Below are 14,962 nucleotides of genomic sequence, written 5' to 3'. Positions count from 1 at the left end.
CTAGTCGAACCATGAGGCACAACGCAGCGCGAAAACCCGAACTCGAGCACGAACTGATGCGCGACCCGAGGCTCGGCTTCGAGCCGGCGGGCGGCAGTTCGGTGCGCTGCCTGCAGCACGGCGTGCCCTGGCCCTTCGACTGCTGGCACTACCACGACGAATACGAGCTGCAGTGCATCAACCGCAGCAGCGGCGATGCCTTCGTCGGCGACCACATCGGGCGCTTCGAGCCCGGCTATGTGGCGCTGGTGGGCGCCCGGCTGCCCCATACCTGGATCTCGCACGACGTGCCACCCGAGGGCATCGCCGAGCGCAGCATGGTCATCCACTTCCGCGACGAGCCGCTGCGCAAGGGCACGGACCTGTTCCCCGAACTGAAGGCGGTGCTGCCGATGCTCGACCGGGCGAAGCTAGGCATCGAGTTCTTCGGCATCGGCGACCTCGTGCGCGAGCGCTTCCAGCGCGTGCAGGGGCAGGAGGGCATGGCGCGGCTGTCGGCCTTCATCGGACTGCTGCACGAGCTGGCCCGCTGGCCCGACTGGCGGCAGATTTCCAGCACGGCCGAGCCGGTGGCCGAGGATCCGAGCGTCAACACGCGCATGCGCCGCGTGCTCGACCACCTCGACCGGCATCTGACGGAGGAACTCTCTCTGCCCGCCGTGTGCGCCGTGGCCAACATGGCCGAGAGCAGCTTTTCGCGCTGGTTCCACAGGCACATGGGCGCCACCTTCACCGACTTCGTCACGCGGCTGCGCGTGGCCAAGGCCTGCGAGATGCTGCAGAAGTCGGACAGGCTGGTGAGCGACATCTGCTACGAGGTGGGCTTCGCGAACCTTGCGAACTTCAACCGCCGCTTCCTGCAGCTCAAGGGCATGACGCCCTCGGTCTACCGGCAGCAGGCGCAGGACCGCTTCGGGCTGCGCACCGCGCAGAACACGCCGCTGGCCACCACGGACTGAACTCAGGCGGCCGTGTCTCGCGGCGTCAGGTGCCCGGTCAGCGCCCAGAACAGCAGCGCCGCGCCGCTGACAAGGGCTCCGGCCAGGCAGACGCCATTCCAGCCCGCATGGGCGTACACCATCGTCGAAGCCATCGATCCGGTGGCGGAGCCGATGGAGTAGAAGATCATGTACCCGGCCGTCAGCCGGCTCTGCGCCTCGGGGCGCACGCGGTAGATCAGGCTCTGGTTGGCCACGTGCACCGACTGCAGGCCGAAGTCGATGACGATCACGCCGATCACCATCGCCCAGATGGACCACGGCAGCATCGCGATGAGCCCCCACGAAAGCAGCATCGCGCTCAGGCCGATGCAGGTGGTGCGCTGCGCGCGGCCTCGGTCCGACTGGCGGCCCGCTCGCGCGGCACCTAGCGCCCCGGCCGCGCCCGCCAGCCCGAACATGCCCACCTGCGTGTGCGAGAGCGAGAAGGGCGGTGCCGTGAGCGGCAGCACCATCGGCGTCAGCAGCATGGTGACGGACATGAAGATCAGCATCGCGAGCACGGCGCGGATGCGCAGCACCGGCTCCTGCGCGAAGAGCGCGAACACCGAGCGGATCAGCCGGGGGTACGAGATGCCCGGCGCGGGCCGCGTGCGCGCGGGCAGCACCATCCACAGCAGCCCGGCGACCACCAGCGTGGCCGCCGCCGAGGCCAGGTACACCGAGCGCCAGCCGAAGAGATCCGACAGCGTGCCCGAGACCGCCCGCGCCAGCAGGATGCCGATGATGATGCCGCTGGTGACGGTACCCACCACGCGGCCGCGCTCGCCCGGCACGGCCATGTTCGCGGCGTAGGCGACCAGCACCTGCGTCACCACGGCGAGCACGCCCACGGCGGCCATCGCCGGCAGCAGCACCGACGCGCTGGGCGCCAGCGCCACGGCCAGCAGCGCGGCCACCGACAGCAGCGACTGCCCGACGATCAGCCGGCGGCGGTCGACGAGGTCGCCCAGCGGAACCACCAGCAGCAGCCCCAGCCCGTAGCCGATCTGCGTGATGGTGATGACGACGCCGACAGTGGCGGGCCGGATGCCGAAGGTGTGCGCCAGCGTGTCCAGCAGCGGCTGCGCGTAGTAGACGTTGGCCACAGCCAGACCGCAGGCGATGGCGAAGAGGAGCGCCAGTGCGCCCGATATCGACGGCGTGGCGCATGGGCGCGCGAAGGTGGCCTGGCATGGCGGCGTGGTGCTCATGATTGCCCTATTTGGTTTCAAATAAAAACTGAAATCGATTCTATCGATGGAGTTTTGAAATGCAACCAGGAAGGGCCGAAAGCCCTCGACTCCGGCAAAACCCCAAGCAGGCTGGTCATGAAAATACCAGTGCCCCGGCTCGCGTGTACGCGGCGCCGCGCCGCCGCTGCCTACGCTTCGTTCCACCTGTTTCCGCCGCGATCCGCCGGCAATTCGCGACAGGTTCAAAGGAGACAAAACGATGGCTGTTCAAGAAAACCGGCACCGGCTCAAGGGCTGCGCGATGCTGCTGGCGGCGCTGGCCGCATGGGGCGGCGCGGCCCAGGCCCAGCAGGTCTGCAAGGAGGACCTGCGCGTCCTGTCCCAGCCCCGCGACGGGCTGACCCTGCTCGAAAAGTACAAGGACGAGTTCAAGGCCCTGAGCGGCGCCTCGTTCAACATCGACAACCTCAACGAGAACGACCGCCGCACCAAGACCCGCGCAGACGCCTCGACCGTGGGCAAGTACAACGTGTACTACGTCGACGAGGCCAATGTGCCGCTGTTCGCCCAGTCGAAGTGGATCGTGCCGCTGGCGAAGTACTACCCCGCCGACTACGACTACGCCGACTTCGACCCCGGCCGCCAGAAGGTCGCGACCTTCGACGGCCAGGTCTGGTTCGCGCCGCTCACCGGTGGCGGCGACCTGCTGGTCTACCGCAAGGACCTGCTGGAGAAGGCCGGCATCAAGCCCCCGACCACGCTGGAGGAATTCGCCGAGGCCGCGAAGAAGCTCAACGATCCGGCCAACGGCGTCTACGGCGTGGCGCTGCGCGGCCAGCGCGGCTCGGGCGCCAATGTGTGGCGCTGGATGCCTTTCTTCCGTGGCTACGGCGGCCAGTGGTTCGACGGCGACAAGCCCGTGTTCGACTCGCCCGCGGCCTTGAAGGCCACGCAGACCTATCTCGATCTCTTCAAGTACTCCGCGCCCGGCACCAAGACCGGCGGCTGGGACGAATCCACCGGCGCCTTCCTCGCAGGCAAGGTGGCGATGCTGATCGAGTCGACTCCGCTGGCCGGCAACGCGCTCGACCCGAAGATGTCGACCGTGATCGGCAAGATCGCCTACCTGCCGCCACCCGCACCGCTGACCGGCGGCGGCTACGGCCACGGCCTGGCCATCGGCGCCAAGGCCAACAAGACCGAGGAGGCCAAGAAGTGCGCCGGCCTGTTTGTCGCCTGGGCCACTTCCAAGAAGCAGGAGCAGCGCCGCCTCGCCGAAGGCCAGTTCGGCGAACTCAACCGCACCAGCGTGCTGGCCAGCCCCGAGTTCGCCAAGCGCTACGGCGCCGACCTCGGCAAGGCGCTGGCCGACACTGGCAAGGTCACGGCCGTGAACTTCTGGCAGGACCCGGCCTGGCCCGACCTCGGCGACCGCTGGGGGATCATCCTCGAAGAGCTGATCACCGGCTCGCGCACCGACATCAAGGCCGGGCTCGACGAACTCGATGCCTACGCGAAGCAACTGGTCGCGCGGCGCAAGAAGTAATGACGCTCAGGGAGAAGAAAAAGAAGACGGCGACGGCAACCCGGCTGCCGCTCGTCTTCATCGGGCCCGGCCTGCTGGTGCTTGCAGTGCTGGCGCTGGTGCCCACCCTTTTCGCGATCGGCATCTCGCTGCAGGACCGCGAACTGGGCCAGGCCGACACCGCCTGGGTCTGGCTGTCGAACTACATCCAGCTCTTTTCGGACCGGCGCTTCCTCAACTCGGTGCGCGTGTCGCTGGTGTGGGAGGTGCTGACGGTCAGCGCGACCATGGGCCTCGCGGTGCTGCTGGGCGTGCTGATGTTCCAGTGCACCACCGCGCGTTGGCGCAACGTGCTGTCGATGCTGTTCATCGTGCCCGTGCTGCTGCCGCGCGTGTCGGCGGCCTTCGTGTGGAAGTTCGCCTTCCACCCGCTGTTCGGACTGCTGACCTGGCCGTACAAGGCCGTCACCGGAGAACCGCTGGACCTGCTCGCCAGCCCGGTGACCGCGCTGCTGACCGTGGCCTTCGTCGACGTGTGGCAGTGGGGCCTGTTCTTCGCGGTCATCGTGCTGAAGCTGCTCGAAACCCTGCCGCCGCAGCCCTTCGAGGCCGCGCGCATGGACCACGCGAAGACCTGGGAGGTGTACGCCTACGTCGCGCTGCCGATGTTGAAGGCGCCGCTGGTCAGCCTGTGCTTCGTGAAGATGGTGGAGTCGCTGCGCGCCTTCGACCTGATCTACGTGATGACCCGCGGCGGCCCCGGCATCTCGACCGAGACGCTGGACATGTACGCCTTCTCGCAGGGCTTCATCGAGTCGGGCCGCATCTCGTACGCCTCGGGCATGGCGGTGCTGATGATGATCGCCTCGACCGTGGCCTTCACCTACATCTGGAAATGGACGCGGCCGAAATGAGCGCATCCCCCAACAGGAAAACGAAGAAGCTGTCCCTCGGCACGCTGCTCGCGCGGCTGGTGCTGGTCCTGGCCGGGCTCTCGGCGCTGGTGCCGGTGCTGTGGACCTTTCTCAACTCGTTCAAGAACCGGGTCGACATCGTCTCGGCCGTGCCCAAGTTCTTCTTCACGCCCACCCTGGAGAACTACGTCTACGTGCTGAGCCGCGAGGCGGTGGCGCAGGGGCTGCTCAACTCCGTCGTGGTGGTGGGCGCGGCGGTGATCGCGGGCGCGGTGCTCGGGCTGCCTGCGGCCTACGCGCTCGCGCGCTATCCGCTGCGCTGGGCGAACGACATCCAGTTCTTCGTGCTCTCGATGCGCTTCCTGCCGCCGGTGGCGGTGGCGATTCCGCTGATGGTGATCTGGCTGCAGCTGGAGCTGTACGACACGCGCATCGCGCTCGTCGTCACCTACACGCTGCTCACGCTCTCCACCGTGATCTGGCTCGCCATTCCCGCCTTCAAGGCGGTACCCAAGGAAGTGGAGGAGGCCGGCCGCGTCGACGGCTACGGCCCCTACGCGATCTTCTTCAAGGTGGCGCTGCCGATCGCCGCGCGCTCGCTGATCGGCGCCATCGCCTTCGGCTTCGTGCTGGTGTGGAACGAGTTCCTCATCGCGCTGATGCTCACCACTTCGGATGCGAAGACGCTGCCCATCGTGGCCTCGGAGCTGAGCCAGCTCGGGCGCGACGTGCCCTGGGGCATCCTGAATGCCTCCGTCATCCTGCTGTCGCTGCCGCCGCTGCTCATGGTCGGCGTGCTCAGCGGCTTCCTCAACGCGGTGTTCAAGCGCAAGCGCGACGCGGCATGAGCCCCGGCATGCACCACCGCGCACAACCCATTTCCCTGAAGAACGACATGTCCGCAATCAGCTGTCACAACATCATCAAGCGCTACGGCGATACGCAGGTCGTCCACCGGTTCGACCTCGACGTTTCCGACAACGAGTTCGTCGTGTTTCTCGGCCCCTCGGGCTGCGGCAAGTCGACCATCCTGCGCATGCTCGCGGGCCTGGAAGACATCTCCGGCGGCGACCTCATGATCGGCGGCCAGCGGGTGAACGACCTGCCGCCGCAGGAGCGCGGCATCGCGATGGTGTTCCAGAACTACGCGCTCTATCCGCACATGAGCGTGCGCGACAACATCGCCTTCGGCCTCAAGCGGCTGAAGGTGCCCAAGGCCGAGATTGACACGCGCATCAAGGAGGTGTCGGACACGCTGGGGCTGGAGCGCTACCTGCAGCGCAAGCCCACCGAGCTCTCGGGCGGTCAGCAGCAGCGCGTGGCGATCGCGCGGGCGATGATCAAGACGCCGAAGGTGTTCCTCTTCGACGAGCCGCTGTCGAACCTCGACGCCAAGCTGCGCAACCACATGCGCATCGAGATCGCCCGCCTGCACCAGGCGCTGAAGACCACCACCGTCTACGTGACCCACGACCAGCACGAGGCGATGACGCTGGCCGACCGCATCGTGCTGCTGCGCGACGGGCGCATCGAGCAGGTTGGCTCGCCGCGCGAGATCTTCGAGCGGCCGCGCTCGGCCTTCGTGGCGGGCTTCATCGGTACGCCGCCGATGAATCTGGTGGAGATGGATGTGCGCGACGACGGGGTGGCCACCGGAACCATCGAACTCGCCGGCCGCGAAGGCACCGTGTGGGTGGACGCGCACCGCTTCGCGCTCGAAGGCCGCAAGCGCGTCACGCTCGGCGTGCGGCCCGCGCACCTGCACCCCGACGCCAGCGAAGGGCAGGGTGGCGGCTTCCACGGCGAGGTGCAGCTCATCGAGTACCTCGGCAACGAGGTGCTGGTGAGCTTCGGACAGGGCGACGGCGAGATCGCCGCGCTCGTGCCCTCCGCGCAGTGCCCGGGGCTGCGCGAGCGCGTGCGCTTCGTGGCCGACCCGGCGCAGGTGCACCTCTTCGACATGGACTCCGGCGCCTCGCTGCTGCGCGCCGGCACCTCATTGCATTGACCGACGACACAGACAACACCCATTCAAGGACTCGAATACATGAAAGCACTGGTTCTGGAAAAGGCGCATGAGCTCAGGCTGCGCGACGTCGAACTGCCCCTGGACATGGGGCCGCGCGACGTGAAGATCCGCATGCACACCGTGGGCGTGTGCGGCAGCGACGTGCACTACTACCAGCACGGCGGCATCGGCCCCTACGTGGTGGAGGACCCGATGGTCCTCGGCCACGAGGCATCGGGCACGGTGGTGGAGGTGGGCGCCGAGGTCGCGCACCTCAAGCCCGGCGACCGCGTGTGCATGGAGCCCGGCATCCCGGCGGCCGATTCGCGCGCCACGCTCGAAGGCATCTACAACCTCGACCCCGCCGTGCGCTTCTGGGCCACGCCGCCCATCCACGGCTGCCTCACGCCCTACGTGGTGCACCCGGCGGCCTTCACCTTCCGGCTGCCCGACAACGTGAGCTTCGGCGAGGGCGCCATCGTCGAGCCGCTGTCGATCGGCCTGCAGGCCGCGAAGAAGGCGGCGCTGAAGCCGGGCGACGTGGCCGTGGTCGTCGGCGCCGGCACCATCGGCGCGATGACGGCGCTGGCGGCGCTCGCGGGCGGCGCGGCGCGCGTGATCCTCGCGGACCTCGTGCCCGAGAAGCTGGCGCTCTTCGACAGCAACCCGGCGGTGACGACCGTCGACGTGCGCGGCACCGACCTCGCCGAGGCCGTGAAGTCGCTCACCGACGGCTGGGGCGCCAACGTGGTCTTCGAGGCCAGCGGCAGCGCGCGCGCCTTCGAGGGCATCGTCGACCTGCTGTGCCCCGGCGGATGCCTGGTGCTGGTGGGCATGCCCGGCGGCAAGGTGCCGATGGACATCGTCGCGATCCAGTCGAAGGAAGTTCGCATCGAGTCGGTGTTCCGCTACGCCAACATCTTCCCGCGCGCGCTGGCGCTGATCGCCTCGGGGCAGGTCGACGTCAAGCCCTTCATCTCGCGCACCTTCGCGTTCACCGATGGCGTGCGGGCCTTCGAGGAAGCCGCGGCGGGGCGCGCGGGCGACGTGAAGATACAGATCGAGTTTCCGCAGGGCGCAGAAGCCTGACGCATTCCTGAAGCCCCGTTCCGGCGGCCGCCGGGGCAAGGGGAAATGCCGGGGGGCGGGGCGCGCATGCGCGGCTACAGTGGCCGGGTTTTGCCACCCGGAGACCGCGAGCCGATGCCCCTGCAGTTTCGCAACGTAGTCCTCACAGGCGCCTGCGGCGGCCTGGGCCAGGCGCTTGCACGCGAGCTGATCGAAGAAGGAGCGCAGGTTGCGCTGGCAGGGCTCGATGCCGGAAAACTGGAAGCACTGGCCGCGCTGGCACCCGGGCGCTGCGCGGTCTACACGCCCGACGTGTCGAACGGGCCGCAGATGCAGGCCCTGGCCGTCGACTGGATGGCCAGGGCCGGCGCGCCCGACCTGGTGATCGCCAATGCCGGCGTCGCAGGCGGCTACGACACCGCCCAGGCCGACGACCTGGCCGTGTTCCGCCGCATGCTCGAGATCAACCTGCTGGGCGCGGCCACCACCTTCCAGCCTTTCGTCGCCGCGATGCGCGCGCAGCGGCGCGGCGCGCTCGTCGGCATGGCCAGCATCGCCGGCTGGCGCGGCATGCCGGGCAACGGCGCGTACTGCGCGAGCAAGGCCGGCCTGATCCGCTACCTGGAAAGCCTGCGCGCCGAGTTGCGAGAGACGGGGCTCACGGTGCACACGGTCAGCCCGGGCTACATCCGCACCGCGCTCACCGCCGGCAACCGCTTCGCAATGCCGGGGCTGCTCGAAGCCGACGATGCCGCGCACCGGCTGCTCGCTGCGGTCGCGTCGGGGCGCGAGAAGATCGTGCTGCCGCGCCGCATCGGCTGGCTGTCGAAGGCGCTCGACCTGCTGCCGGAGAAACTGCACGACCGCCTGCTGCGCGGCCAGCCGCGCAAGCCGCGCGTGGGCGAGGCGGGCGCCACTGCAATTCCCGGACTTCCCAAGGAGCCTCCGACCCGATGACGACGCCGAACGACGCCGTACCCACCCACGAACAGATCGCGCTGATCGGCGCCGGCCCCTCCGGCCTTGCCGGCGCACGCAACCTGCAGAAGCACGGCGTGCCGTTCCAGGGCTTCGAGGCGCATGGCGACGTGGGCGGGCTGTGGGACATCTCCAACCCGCGTTCCACGGTCTATCACTCCGCGCACCTGATCTCGAGCAAGCGCACCACCGAGTTCAGCGAGTTCCCGATGGCCGACACGGTGGCCGACTACCCGAGCCACCGCGAACTGCGCCGCTACTTCAGCGACTTCGCCGACCGCTTCGGGCTGCGCGAGCACTTCCGCTTCAACACGCGCGTGCTGCGCGTCGAGCCGGTGAGCGATTCGCCCGGCACGCACTGGCTCGTGACCGCCGAGGATGCCGAAGGCACCATCGAGACGGCCGAGTACAGGGGCGTGGTCATCGCCAACGGCACGCTCGCCGAGCCCAAGCGGCCCAGCTTCGACGGCCACTTCGACGGCGAGCTGCTGCACACCAGCGACTACAAGCACCCCGAGCTCTTCAAGGACAAGCGCGTGCTGATCGTCGGCGCGGGCAACTCGGGCTGCGACATCGCGGTCGATGCCGTGCACTACGCGAGGAGCGTCGACATCTCTGTGCGGCGCGGCTACTACTTCGTGCCCAAGTACGTGTTCGGCAAGCCGGCCGACACGCTGGGCGGCAAGCGCCCGCTGCCGCCATGGCTCAAGCAGCGCATCGACTCGACGGTGCTCAAGTGGTTCACCGGCGATCCGGTGCGCTTCGGCTTCCCGAAGCCCGACTACCGGATGTACGAGTCGCACCCCATCGTGAACTCGCTGGTGCTGCACCACGTGGGCCACGGCGACATCGGCGTGCGCGGCGACATCGCGCGGCTCGACGGGCATACGGTGCACTTCAAGGACGGCGGCGCGCGCGACTACGACCTGATCCTCGCTGCCACCGGCTACGCGCTGCACTACCCGTTCATCGACCGCGAGCTGCTGAACTGGCAGGGCATGGCGCCGCGGCTGTACCTGAACATCTTCTCGCCGCGCTTCGAGAACATCGCGGTGCTCGGGATGATCGAGGCCAGCGGCATCGGCTGGCAGGGCCGCTACGAGCAGGCCGAACTGGTGGCGCGCTACTTCCGCGCGCAGGCTGCCGGCTCGGCGAAAGCATCGGCGCTGCGCACGGCGGCGCAGGGGCCGGCGCCCGACCTGTCGGGCGGCTTCAAGTACCTGCAGCTGGAGCGCATGGCGTACTACGTGCACAAGGACACCTATCGCGCGGCCGTGCGCAACGCCGCCGCGGCGCTGGCCGACCCCACCTGAAGAAAAACGAAGGAGGCCCTCCGCATGCTGCCTGTCGACGAGATACGCCTGCATTTCAATCCGGCCTCGCTGGTGCTGCTCAACGTGGTGCTGGGCTTCCTGATGTTCGGCATCGCGCTGGACACGCGCATCGAGGACTTCAAGCGCGTGGCGCGCATGCCCGGCGCGATGGCGGTGGGCATCGGCGCGCAGTTCATCGTGCTGCCGGCCGTGACTTACGTGCTCACGCTGATCCTCAAGCCGGGTCCGAGCATCGCGCTGGGCATGATCCTGGTGGCCTGCTGCCCGCCGGGGAACATCTCGCAGATCCTCACGCACCGCGCGGGCGGCAACGTGGCGCTGTCGGTGTCGATGACGGCGATCTCGAACGCGATCTCCATCGTGGTGATGCCGCTGAACTTCGCCTTCTGGGGCGGGCTGCATCCGACGGCCTCGGCGCTGTTGAAGACCATCGCGCTCGATCCGCTGGACATGCTGGGGCACATCGTGGCGATCATCGGCATTCCCTTCGTGCTGGGCGTGGCCTGCGCGCACAGGCTGCCGGCGCTCACGGCGCGCATCAAGAAGCCGGTGGGCGTGCTGAGCTTCGTCGCGCTGATCGTGTTCATCATCGGCGCCATCGCGGGCAACTGGCGCTTCTTCCTCGACTACGTGGGGCTGGTGCTGCTGGCGGTGGTGATCCACGACGCGCTGGCCTTCGGAACGGGATACATCTGCGCGCGGCTTTCGGGGTTGGGCGACTACGACCGGCGCGCGGTGTCCATCGAGGTGGGCATCCGCAACTCGGGGCTCGGGCTGGTGCTGATCTTCAGCTTCTTCGGCGGGCTCGGCGGCATGGCCGTGGTGGCGGGCGTATGGGGCTTCTGGGACATCATCGCGGGCCTCGCACTGGCGAGCTGGTGGGGGCGCAAGCCCGCGAAGCCATGAGCGGCGGCGAAGGCATCGTGGCGCGTCGCGTGCTGGTGACCGGGGCCGACGGCTTCCTGGGGCGCAGCCTGCTCGCCACCCTGGCGCAGCAGGGCACGCTGGAGGCGCTGGTCGCGGTCGACGTGCGCGAAGTGCCGCCGGACCGGCAGCTCATGGGCGTCACCTACCGGCAGCTGGACGTACGCGATTCGCGCATCGCCGAGACCATCGCCGACCACGCCATCGACACGGTGGTGCACCTCGCTTCCATCGTCACGCCCGGCAAGGATTCGAACCGCGCCTTCGAGCATTCGGTGGACGTGGGCGGCACGCGCAATGTGCTCGAAGCCTGCGTGGCGAACGATGTGCGGCACATCGTGGTGTCGTCCAGCGGCGCGGCCTACGGCTACCACGCGGACAACCCGGCGTGGATCACCGAGTCGCAGCCGCTGCGCGGCAACACGGTGTTCGCCTACGCCGACCACAAGCGGCAGGTGGAGGAGATGCTGGCCGACTACCGCGCCCGGCATCCCGCGCTGGCGCAGACCGTGCTGCGCATCGGCACGATTCTCGGCGAGCGGGTGGACAACCAGATCACGGCGCTGTTCGAGAAGAAGCGGCTCATCGCGATACGCGGCAGCGCGAGCCCCTTCGTCTTCATCTGGGACGAGGACGTGACCGGCGCCATCGCGCATGCGCTCGGCGGTGCGCCGCCCGGTTGCTACAACCTCGCGGGCGACGGCGCGCTGGGCATCCACGAGATCGCTTCGCGCCTCGGCAAGAGCGCGGTCGACTGGCCGGCCGGCGTGCTGAAAACCGCGCTGGCGGTGGGTTCGGCGCTGGGCGTGAGCCGCTACGGGCCGGAGCAGCTCGACTTCCTGCGCTACCGGCCGGTGCTGCTCAACACCGCGCTGAAGGAGCGCTTCGGCTACGTGCCGAGCAAGACCAGCAGCGAAGCCTTCGACGCCTTCGTGGCGGCGCGGGCGCGGCTGGGGCGGCCGGTCACTGCAGCTTCCTGACCTCGTCGGGAGGCGGCGCGACCAGGTAGTCGAGCATGCGCCGCGCGTTGAGCGGCAGGTCTTCCGACGAGCGCACGCAGGCCATCAGCGTGCGCTCGGCCCACGCGTCGGCGAGCGAGGCGCGCGCGATCTTCATCGAGCGGGCGCAGCGCTCGGCGGCAGTCTGCGGAACGATGCCGACGCCGATGCCGTACTCGACCATCCGGCAGACCGCCTCGAAGTTGCGCACGCGCACGCGGTAGGCCAGATGCCTGCCCAAGGCGCGCACGTGCTGGGTGATCAGCTGCTGCAGCGCGCTGTCGGCGGGCAGGCCGACGAATTCGCTGTCGACCACCTCGGCCAGCTTCAGGCGCCGCCGGGTAGCCAGTGCGTGGCCGCGCGGCATCACCAGCACGAGGTCGTCGCGGCGGAAGGGATGGCATTCGAGGCCCTCGCTGTCGATGGCGTCGGAGACGATGCCGATGTCGCACAGGCCGGCGCGCAGGGCTTCCACCGTGTCGGGGCTGGGGCGTTCTTCCAGGTCGACCGAGATGCGCGGATGCTCGGCGAGGAAGCGGCTCAGCACCTCGGGCAGGTGCTCGGTCAGCGCCGAGGTGCCGCACATGAAGCGCACGTGGCCCTTGAGGCCCTGGCCGTATTCGCCGAGTTCGCCGCGCAGGCGCTCCATCTGCTGCAGCACGACGCGCGCATGGTGCAGCAGCGTGCGGCCGGCTTCGGTGGGCTTCACGCCCTGTGCGTGGCGCGTGAGCAGGGGGCTGCCGAGGGCGTCTTCCATGCCGCGCACCCGCTGGCTGGCGGAGGCCAGCGTCATGTGCGAGCGCCCGGCGCCGGCGGTGAGGCTGCCGGCCTCGACGACGTGGATGAAGAGCCGCAGGTCGGTGAGGTCGAATCGCATGGTTGGGCGGAGTGTGCACCAGGAGCCTCAGCCTGAGACTGAGGCCTGCTTCGCGAATCCCGCATTTGCGGCGGCGGGCTTCGTTGGCAGAGTCGGCGTCCGATGACGCATCCGATCGACGCAACCGCTTTCTGGGCCGCCGCCACGGCCGTGTACCTGCTGGCCGGAGTGATCAAGGGCGTGGTCGGCCTCGGGTTGCCGACGGTGTCGATGGCGCTGCTCGCGCTGTGGATGTCGCCGGCGCAGGCGGCTGCGCTGCTGATCGTGCCCTCGCTGGTCACCAACATCTGGCAGACCGGGCCCCGCGCGACCTTCATGCCGGTGCTTCGGCGCATCGGCGGCATGCAGGTGGGCGTGGTGATCGGCACGCTGGCCGGGGCGCTATGGCTGGGCGTGCCGGCGGGTGCCTGGGCTTCTTTCGCGCTTGGGGTGGCGCTGGTCGTCTATGCGCTCTGGGGGCTGTCCGGGCGGCAGCTGCATGTGAGCGACTCGCAGGCGCGCTGGATCGGGCCGCTGGTGGGCGTGGTCACCGGGCTGGTGACGGCGGTGACGGGGGTGTTCGCGGTGCCGGCGGTGCCGTACCTGCAGGCGCTGGGGTTCCAGCGCGATTCGCTGATACAGGCGATGGGGATCTCGTTCACCACCTCGACGGTGGTGCTGGCCGTCGGGCTGGCCGGGAACGGCGGGTATCCGGTGTCGGCGATCGGAGGCTCGATCGCGATGCTGGCGCCGGCCATCGGCGGCATGGTGCTCGGGACCTGGCTGCGCAAGCGGCTGTCGGTGGCGGTGTTCCGGCGCTGCTTCCTGATCGGGCTGGCGCTGCTGGGGCTCTACATGGCCGTGCGGGCCGCGGCCTGATGAGGCGCTTCTTCCAGTCAGGCCGCGAGCACCAGGGCGGTGCGCACGCGCTCGATGGTCTGGCGATAGGGCAGGGCGAAGTCGTCTAGCGCGTCGCCGGCATCGAGCCAGCTGAAGAGGAACACCAGGCCCTCTTCCTCGGGGCTGCCCGTGGCCGTGTGGGTGAAGCTCTCGGGCAGGGCGCTCTCGGCGCGCATCAGGAACAGGTGCCACAGCTGCGGGTGGCGATGCGTGTTGCCTTCGACACCGGCTTCGCATTCGCGCTCCAGCGTGCCCAGCGACTGCAGCTCGCCGGCGTAGTCGATGCCGGATTCCTCGAGCAACTCACGGCGAACCGCCACTTCGGGCGATTCGCCGGGCTCGATGGTGCCCTTGGGAAGCTGCATGTTGCCGTCCTCGGGATGACGGAAGACCAGCAGCCGGCCCCGTGCGTCGATCAGGCAGGCGCAGGCCTTGGGGATGGTGACGCTCGGGCTGCCGGCGTTCATGCTCAGGCGCCCGTCAGAGCGGCCTTGACCGCTGCGCTGACCTGGCCCATGTCGGCCTTGCCGGCCAGGCGGGTCTTGACCACGGCCATCACCTTGCCCATGTCGCCCGGGCCCTTGGCGCCCAGTTCGGCCACGATGGCCTTCACCTCGGCGGCGACCTCGTCGGCGCCCATGCGCTGGGGCAGGTAGACCTCCAGCACCTTGATCTCGGCGGCTTCCTTGTCGGCGAGGTCGGTGCGGCCGCCGGTGGTGAAGGCGGCGATGGAGTCCTTGCGCTGCTTGACCATCTTGTCGACGATGGCGACCACCATGGTGTCGTCGAGCTCCACGCGCTCGTCGACTTCCTTCTGCTTCATCGCGGCCAGCAGCAGGCGGATGGTGGCCAGGCGCTCCGAGTCCTTGGCGCGCATCGCCGTCTTCATGTCTTCGGTGATCTGTTCTTTGATAGTCATTCGGCAACCTTTCGGAAAAAACAAAGCCGCGGCAGGTTTCCCTGGCGCGGCTGAGGCAACGAGGCGACCGGGCCGACTTTCGTCTGGGGCCCGCCGCCGGGGTGTCGCTTAGTACAGCTTCTTGGGCAGCTGCATGCTGCGCACGCGCTTGTAGTGGCGCTTGACCGCGGCTGCCTTCTTGCGCTTGCGCTCGGCGGTCGGCTTCTCGTAGAACTCGCGGGCACGCAGGTCGGTCAGCAGGCCGAGCTTTTCGATGGTGCGCTTGAAACGGCGCAGTGCGACGTCGAAGGGCTCGTTTTCTTTAACGCGGATGGTGGTCATTGATGAATCGTTGAAATGAATTTGGCCTGGAGAGATCGAGGCCC

16 protein-coding genes are annotated in these 14,962 nt (G+C 68.7%); 11 read left to right on the top strand and 5 right to left on the bottom strand.

Going from position 1 to position 14,962, the window contains the following annotated elements:
- The first annotated feature begins 11 nt into the window (after positions 1-11).
- Positions 12-959: an AraC family transcriptional regulator gene (locus tag ACAM57_RS20335; protein ID WP_184636472.1), complete on the top strand. Its 948-nt coding sequence runs from the start codon at positions 12-14 to the stop codon at positions 957-959.
- A gap of 2 nt (positions 960-961) precedes the next feature.
- Here ACAM57_RS20335 and ACAM57_RS20330 read toward each other — a convergent pair whose 3' ends face one another.
- Positions 962-2,191, bottom strand: a complete 1,230-nt coding sequence (locus tag ACAM57_RS20330) for an MFS transporter (RefSeq protein ID WP_369658667.1) — start codon at positions 2,189-2,191, stop codon at positions 962-964.
- Positions 2,192-2,474: 283 nt separating this feature from the next.
- On the opposite strand from ACAM57_RS20330, the gene ACAM57_RS20325 reads away from it, so the two are divergent.
- The 9 genes from ACAM57_RS20325 (at position 2,475) to ACAM57_RS20285 (ending at position 11,904) form a co-directional block, all read left to right on the top strand.
- Positions 2,475-3,719 carry a sugar ABC transporter substrate-binding protein gene (locus ACAM57_RS20325; protein ID WP_369662458.1) on the top strand — a complete coding sequence of 415 codons (1,245 nt, stop codon included), beginning with the start codon at positions 2,475-2,477 and terminating at the stop codon, positions 3,717-3,719.
- Positions 3,719-4,612, top strand: coding sequence for a carbohydrate ABC transporter permease (locus ACAM57_RS20320; protein ID WP_369658666.1), 894 nt, complete (start codon positions 3,719-3,721; stop codon positions 4,610-4,612). The genes ACAM57_RS20325 and ACAM57_RS20320 overlap by 1 nt, the downstream gene beginning before the upstream one ends.
- Positions 4,609-5,460: a carbohydrate ABC transporter permease gene (locus tag ACAM57_RS20315; protein WP_369658665.1), complete on the top strand. Its 852-nt coding sequence runs from the start codon at positions 4,609-4,611 to the stop codon at positions 5,458-5,460. Before ACAM57_RS20320 ends, ACAM57_RS20315 begins: the two co-directional genes overlap by 4 nt.
- A 47-nt stretch (positions 5,461-5,507) precedes the next feature.
- Positions 5,508-6,620, top strand: coding sequence for an ABC transporter ATP-binding protein (locus tag ACAM57_RS20310; protein ID WP_369658664.1), 1,113 nt, complete (start codon positions 5,508-5,510; stop codon positions 6,618-6,620).
- A gap of 39 nt (positions 6,621-6,659) precedes the next feature.
- On the top strand, positions 6,660-7,709 hold the full coding sequence (locus ACAM57_RS20305) for an NAD(P)-dependent alcohol dehydrogenase (protein ID WP_369658663.1): 1,050 nt from the start codon (positions 6,660-6,662) through the stop codon (positions 7,707-7,709).
- A 114-nt stretch (positions 7,710-7,823) separates the two neighbouring features.
- Positions 7,824-8,645 (top strand): SDR family oxidoreductase, encoded by an 822-nt coding sequence (locus ACAM57_RS20300; protein WP_369658662.1) that lies wholly within the window; start codon positions 7,824-7,826, stop codon positions 8,643-8,645.
- Positions 8,642-9,979: a flavin-containing monooxygenase gene (locus ACAM57_RS20295; protein ID WP_369658661.1), complete on the top strand. Its 1,338-nt coding sequence runs from the start codon at positions 8,642-8,644 to the stop codon at positions 9,977-9,979. Before ACAM57_RS20300 ends, ACAM57_RS20295 begins: the two co-directional genes overlap by 4 nt.
- Positions 9,980-10,003: 24 nt before the next feature.
- Complete coding sequence (locus tag ACAM57_RS20290; protein ID WP_369658660.1) at positions 10,004-10,906, top strand: bile acid:sodium symporter family protein; 903 nt, start codon at positions 10,004-10,006, stop codon at positions 10,904-10,906.
- Positions 10,903-11,904: an SDR family oxidoreductase gene (locus tag ACAM57_RS20285; protein WP_369658659.1), complete on the top strand. Its 1,002-nt coding sequence runs from the start codon at positions 10,903-10,905 to the stop codon at positions 11,902-11,904. Before ACAM57_RS20290 ends, ACAM57_RS20285 begins: the two co-directional genes overlap by 4 nt.
- Here ACAM57_RS20285 and ACAM57_RS20280 read toward each other — a convergent pair.
- Positions 11,888-12,799, bottom strand: a complete 912-nt coding sequence (locus tag ACAM57_RS20280; protein ID WP_126018232.1) for a LysR family transcriptional regulator — start codon at positions 12,797-12,799, stop codon at positions 11,888-11,890. The genes ACAM57_RS20285 and ACAM57_RS20280 overlap by 17 nt on opposite strands.
- 102 nt (positions 12,800-12,901) lie before the next feature.
- Here ACAM57_RS20280 and ACAM57_RS20275 point away from each other — a divergent pair, with 102 nt between their 5' ends.
- Positions 12,902-13,657, top strand: coding sequence for a sulfite exporter TauE/SafE family protein (locus tag ACAM57_RS20275; protein ID WP_369658658.1), 756 nt, complete (start codon positions 12,902-12,904; stop codon positions 13,655-13,657).
- A 17-nt stretch (positions 13,658-13,674) separates the two neighbouring features.
- Here the strand turns inward: ACAM57_RS20275 and ACAM57_RS20270 are convergent, their stop codons facing one another.
- From ACAM57_RS20270 to rpsU, 3 genes are all read right to left on the bottom strand, one after another.
- Positions 13,675-14,145 carry an NUDIX domain-containing protein gene (locus ACAM57_RS20270; RefSeq protein WP_369658657.1) on the bottom strand — a complete coding sequence of 157 codons (471 nt, stop codon included), beginning with the start codon at positions 14,143-14,145 and terminating at the stop codon, positions 13,675-13,677.
- 2 nt (positions 14,146-14,147) lie between these two features.
- Entirely contained in the window at positions 14,148-14,597 is a 450-nt protein-coding gene (locus ACAM57_RS20265; protein WP_369658656.1) for a GatB/YqeY domain-containing protein, read from the bottom strand.
- 108 nt (positions 14,598-14,705) lie between these two features.
- A complete protein-coding gene (gene rpsU, locus ACAM57_RS20260; protein WP_007833691.1) occupies positions 14,706-14,918 on the bottom strand; it encodes a 30S ribosomal protein S21 in 213 nt (70 codons plus the stop codon).
- Between the last annotated feature and the right edge of the window lie 44 nt (positions 14,919-14,962).

The organism is Variovorax sp. V15 (genome assembly GCF_041154425.1).
Classification (GTDB): domain Bacteria; phylum Pseudomonadota; class Gammaproteobacteria; order Burkholderiales; family Burkholderiaceae_C; genus Variovorax; species Variovorax guangxiensis.
The sequence above is the reverse complement of the archived record's forward strand: the minus strand, read 5'-3'. Positions and strand labels throughout refer to the sequence as shown.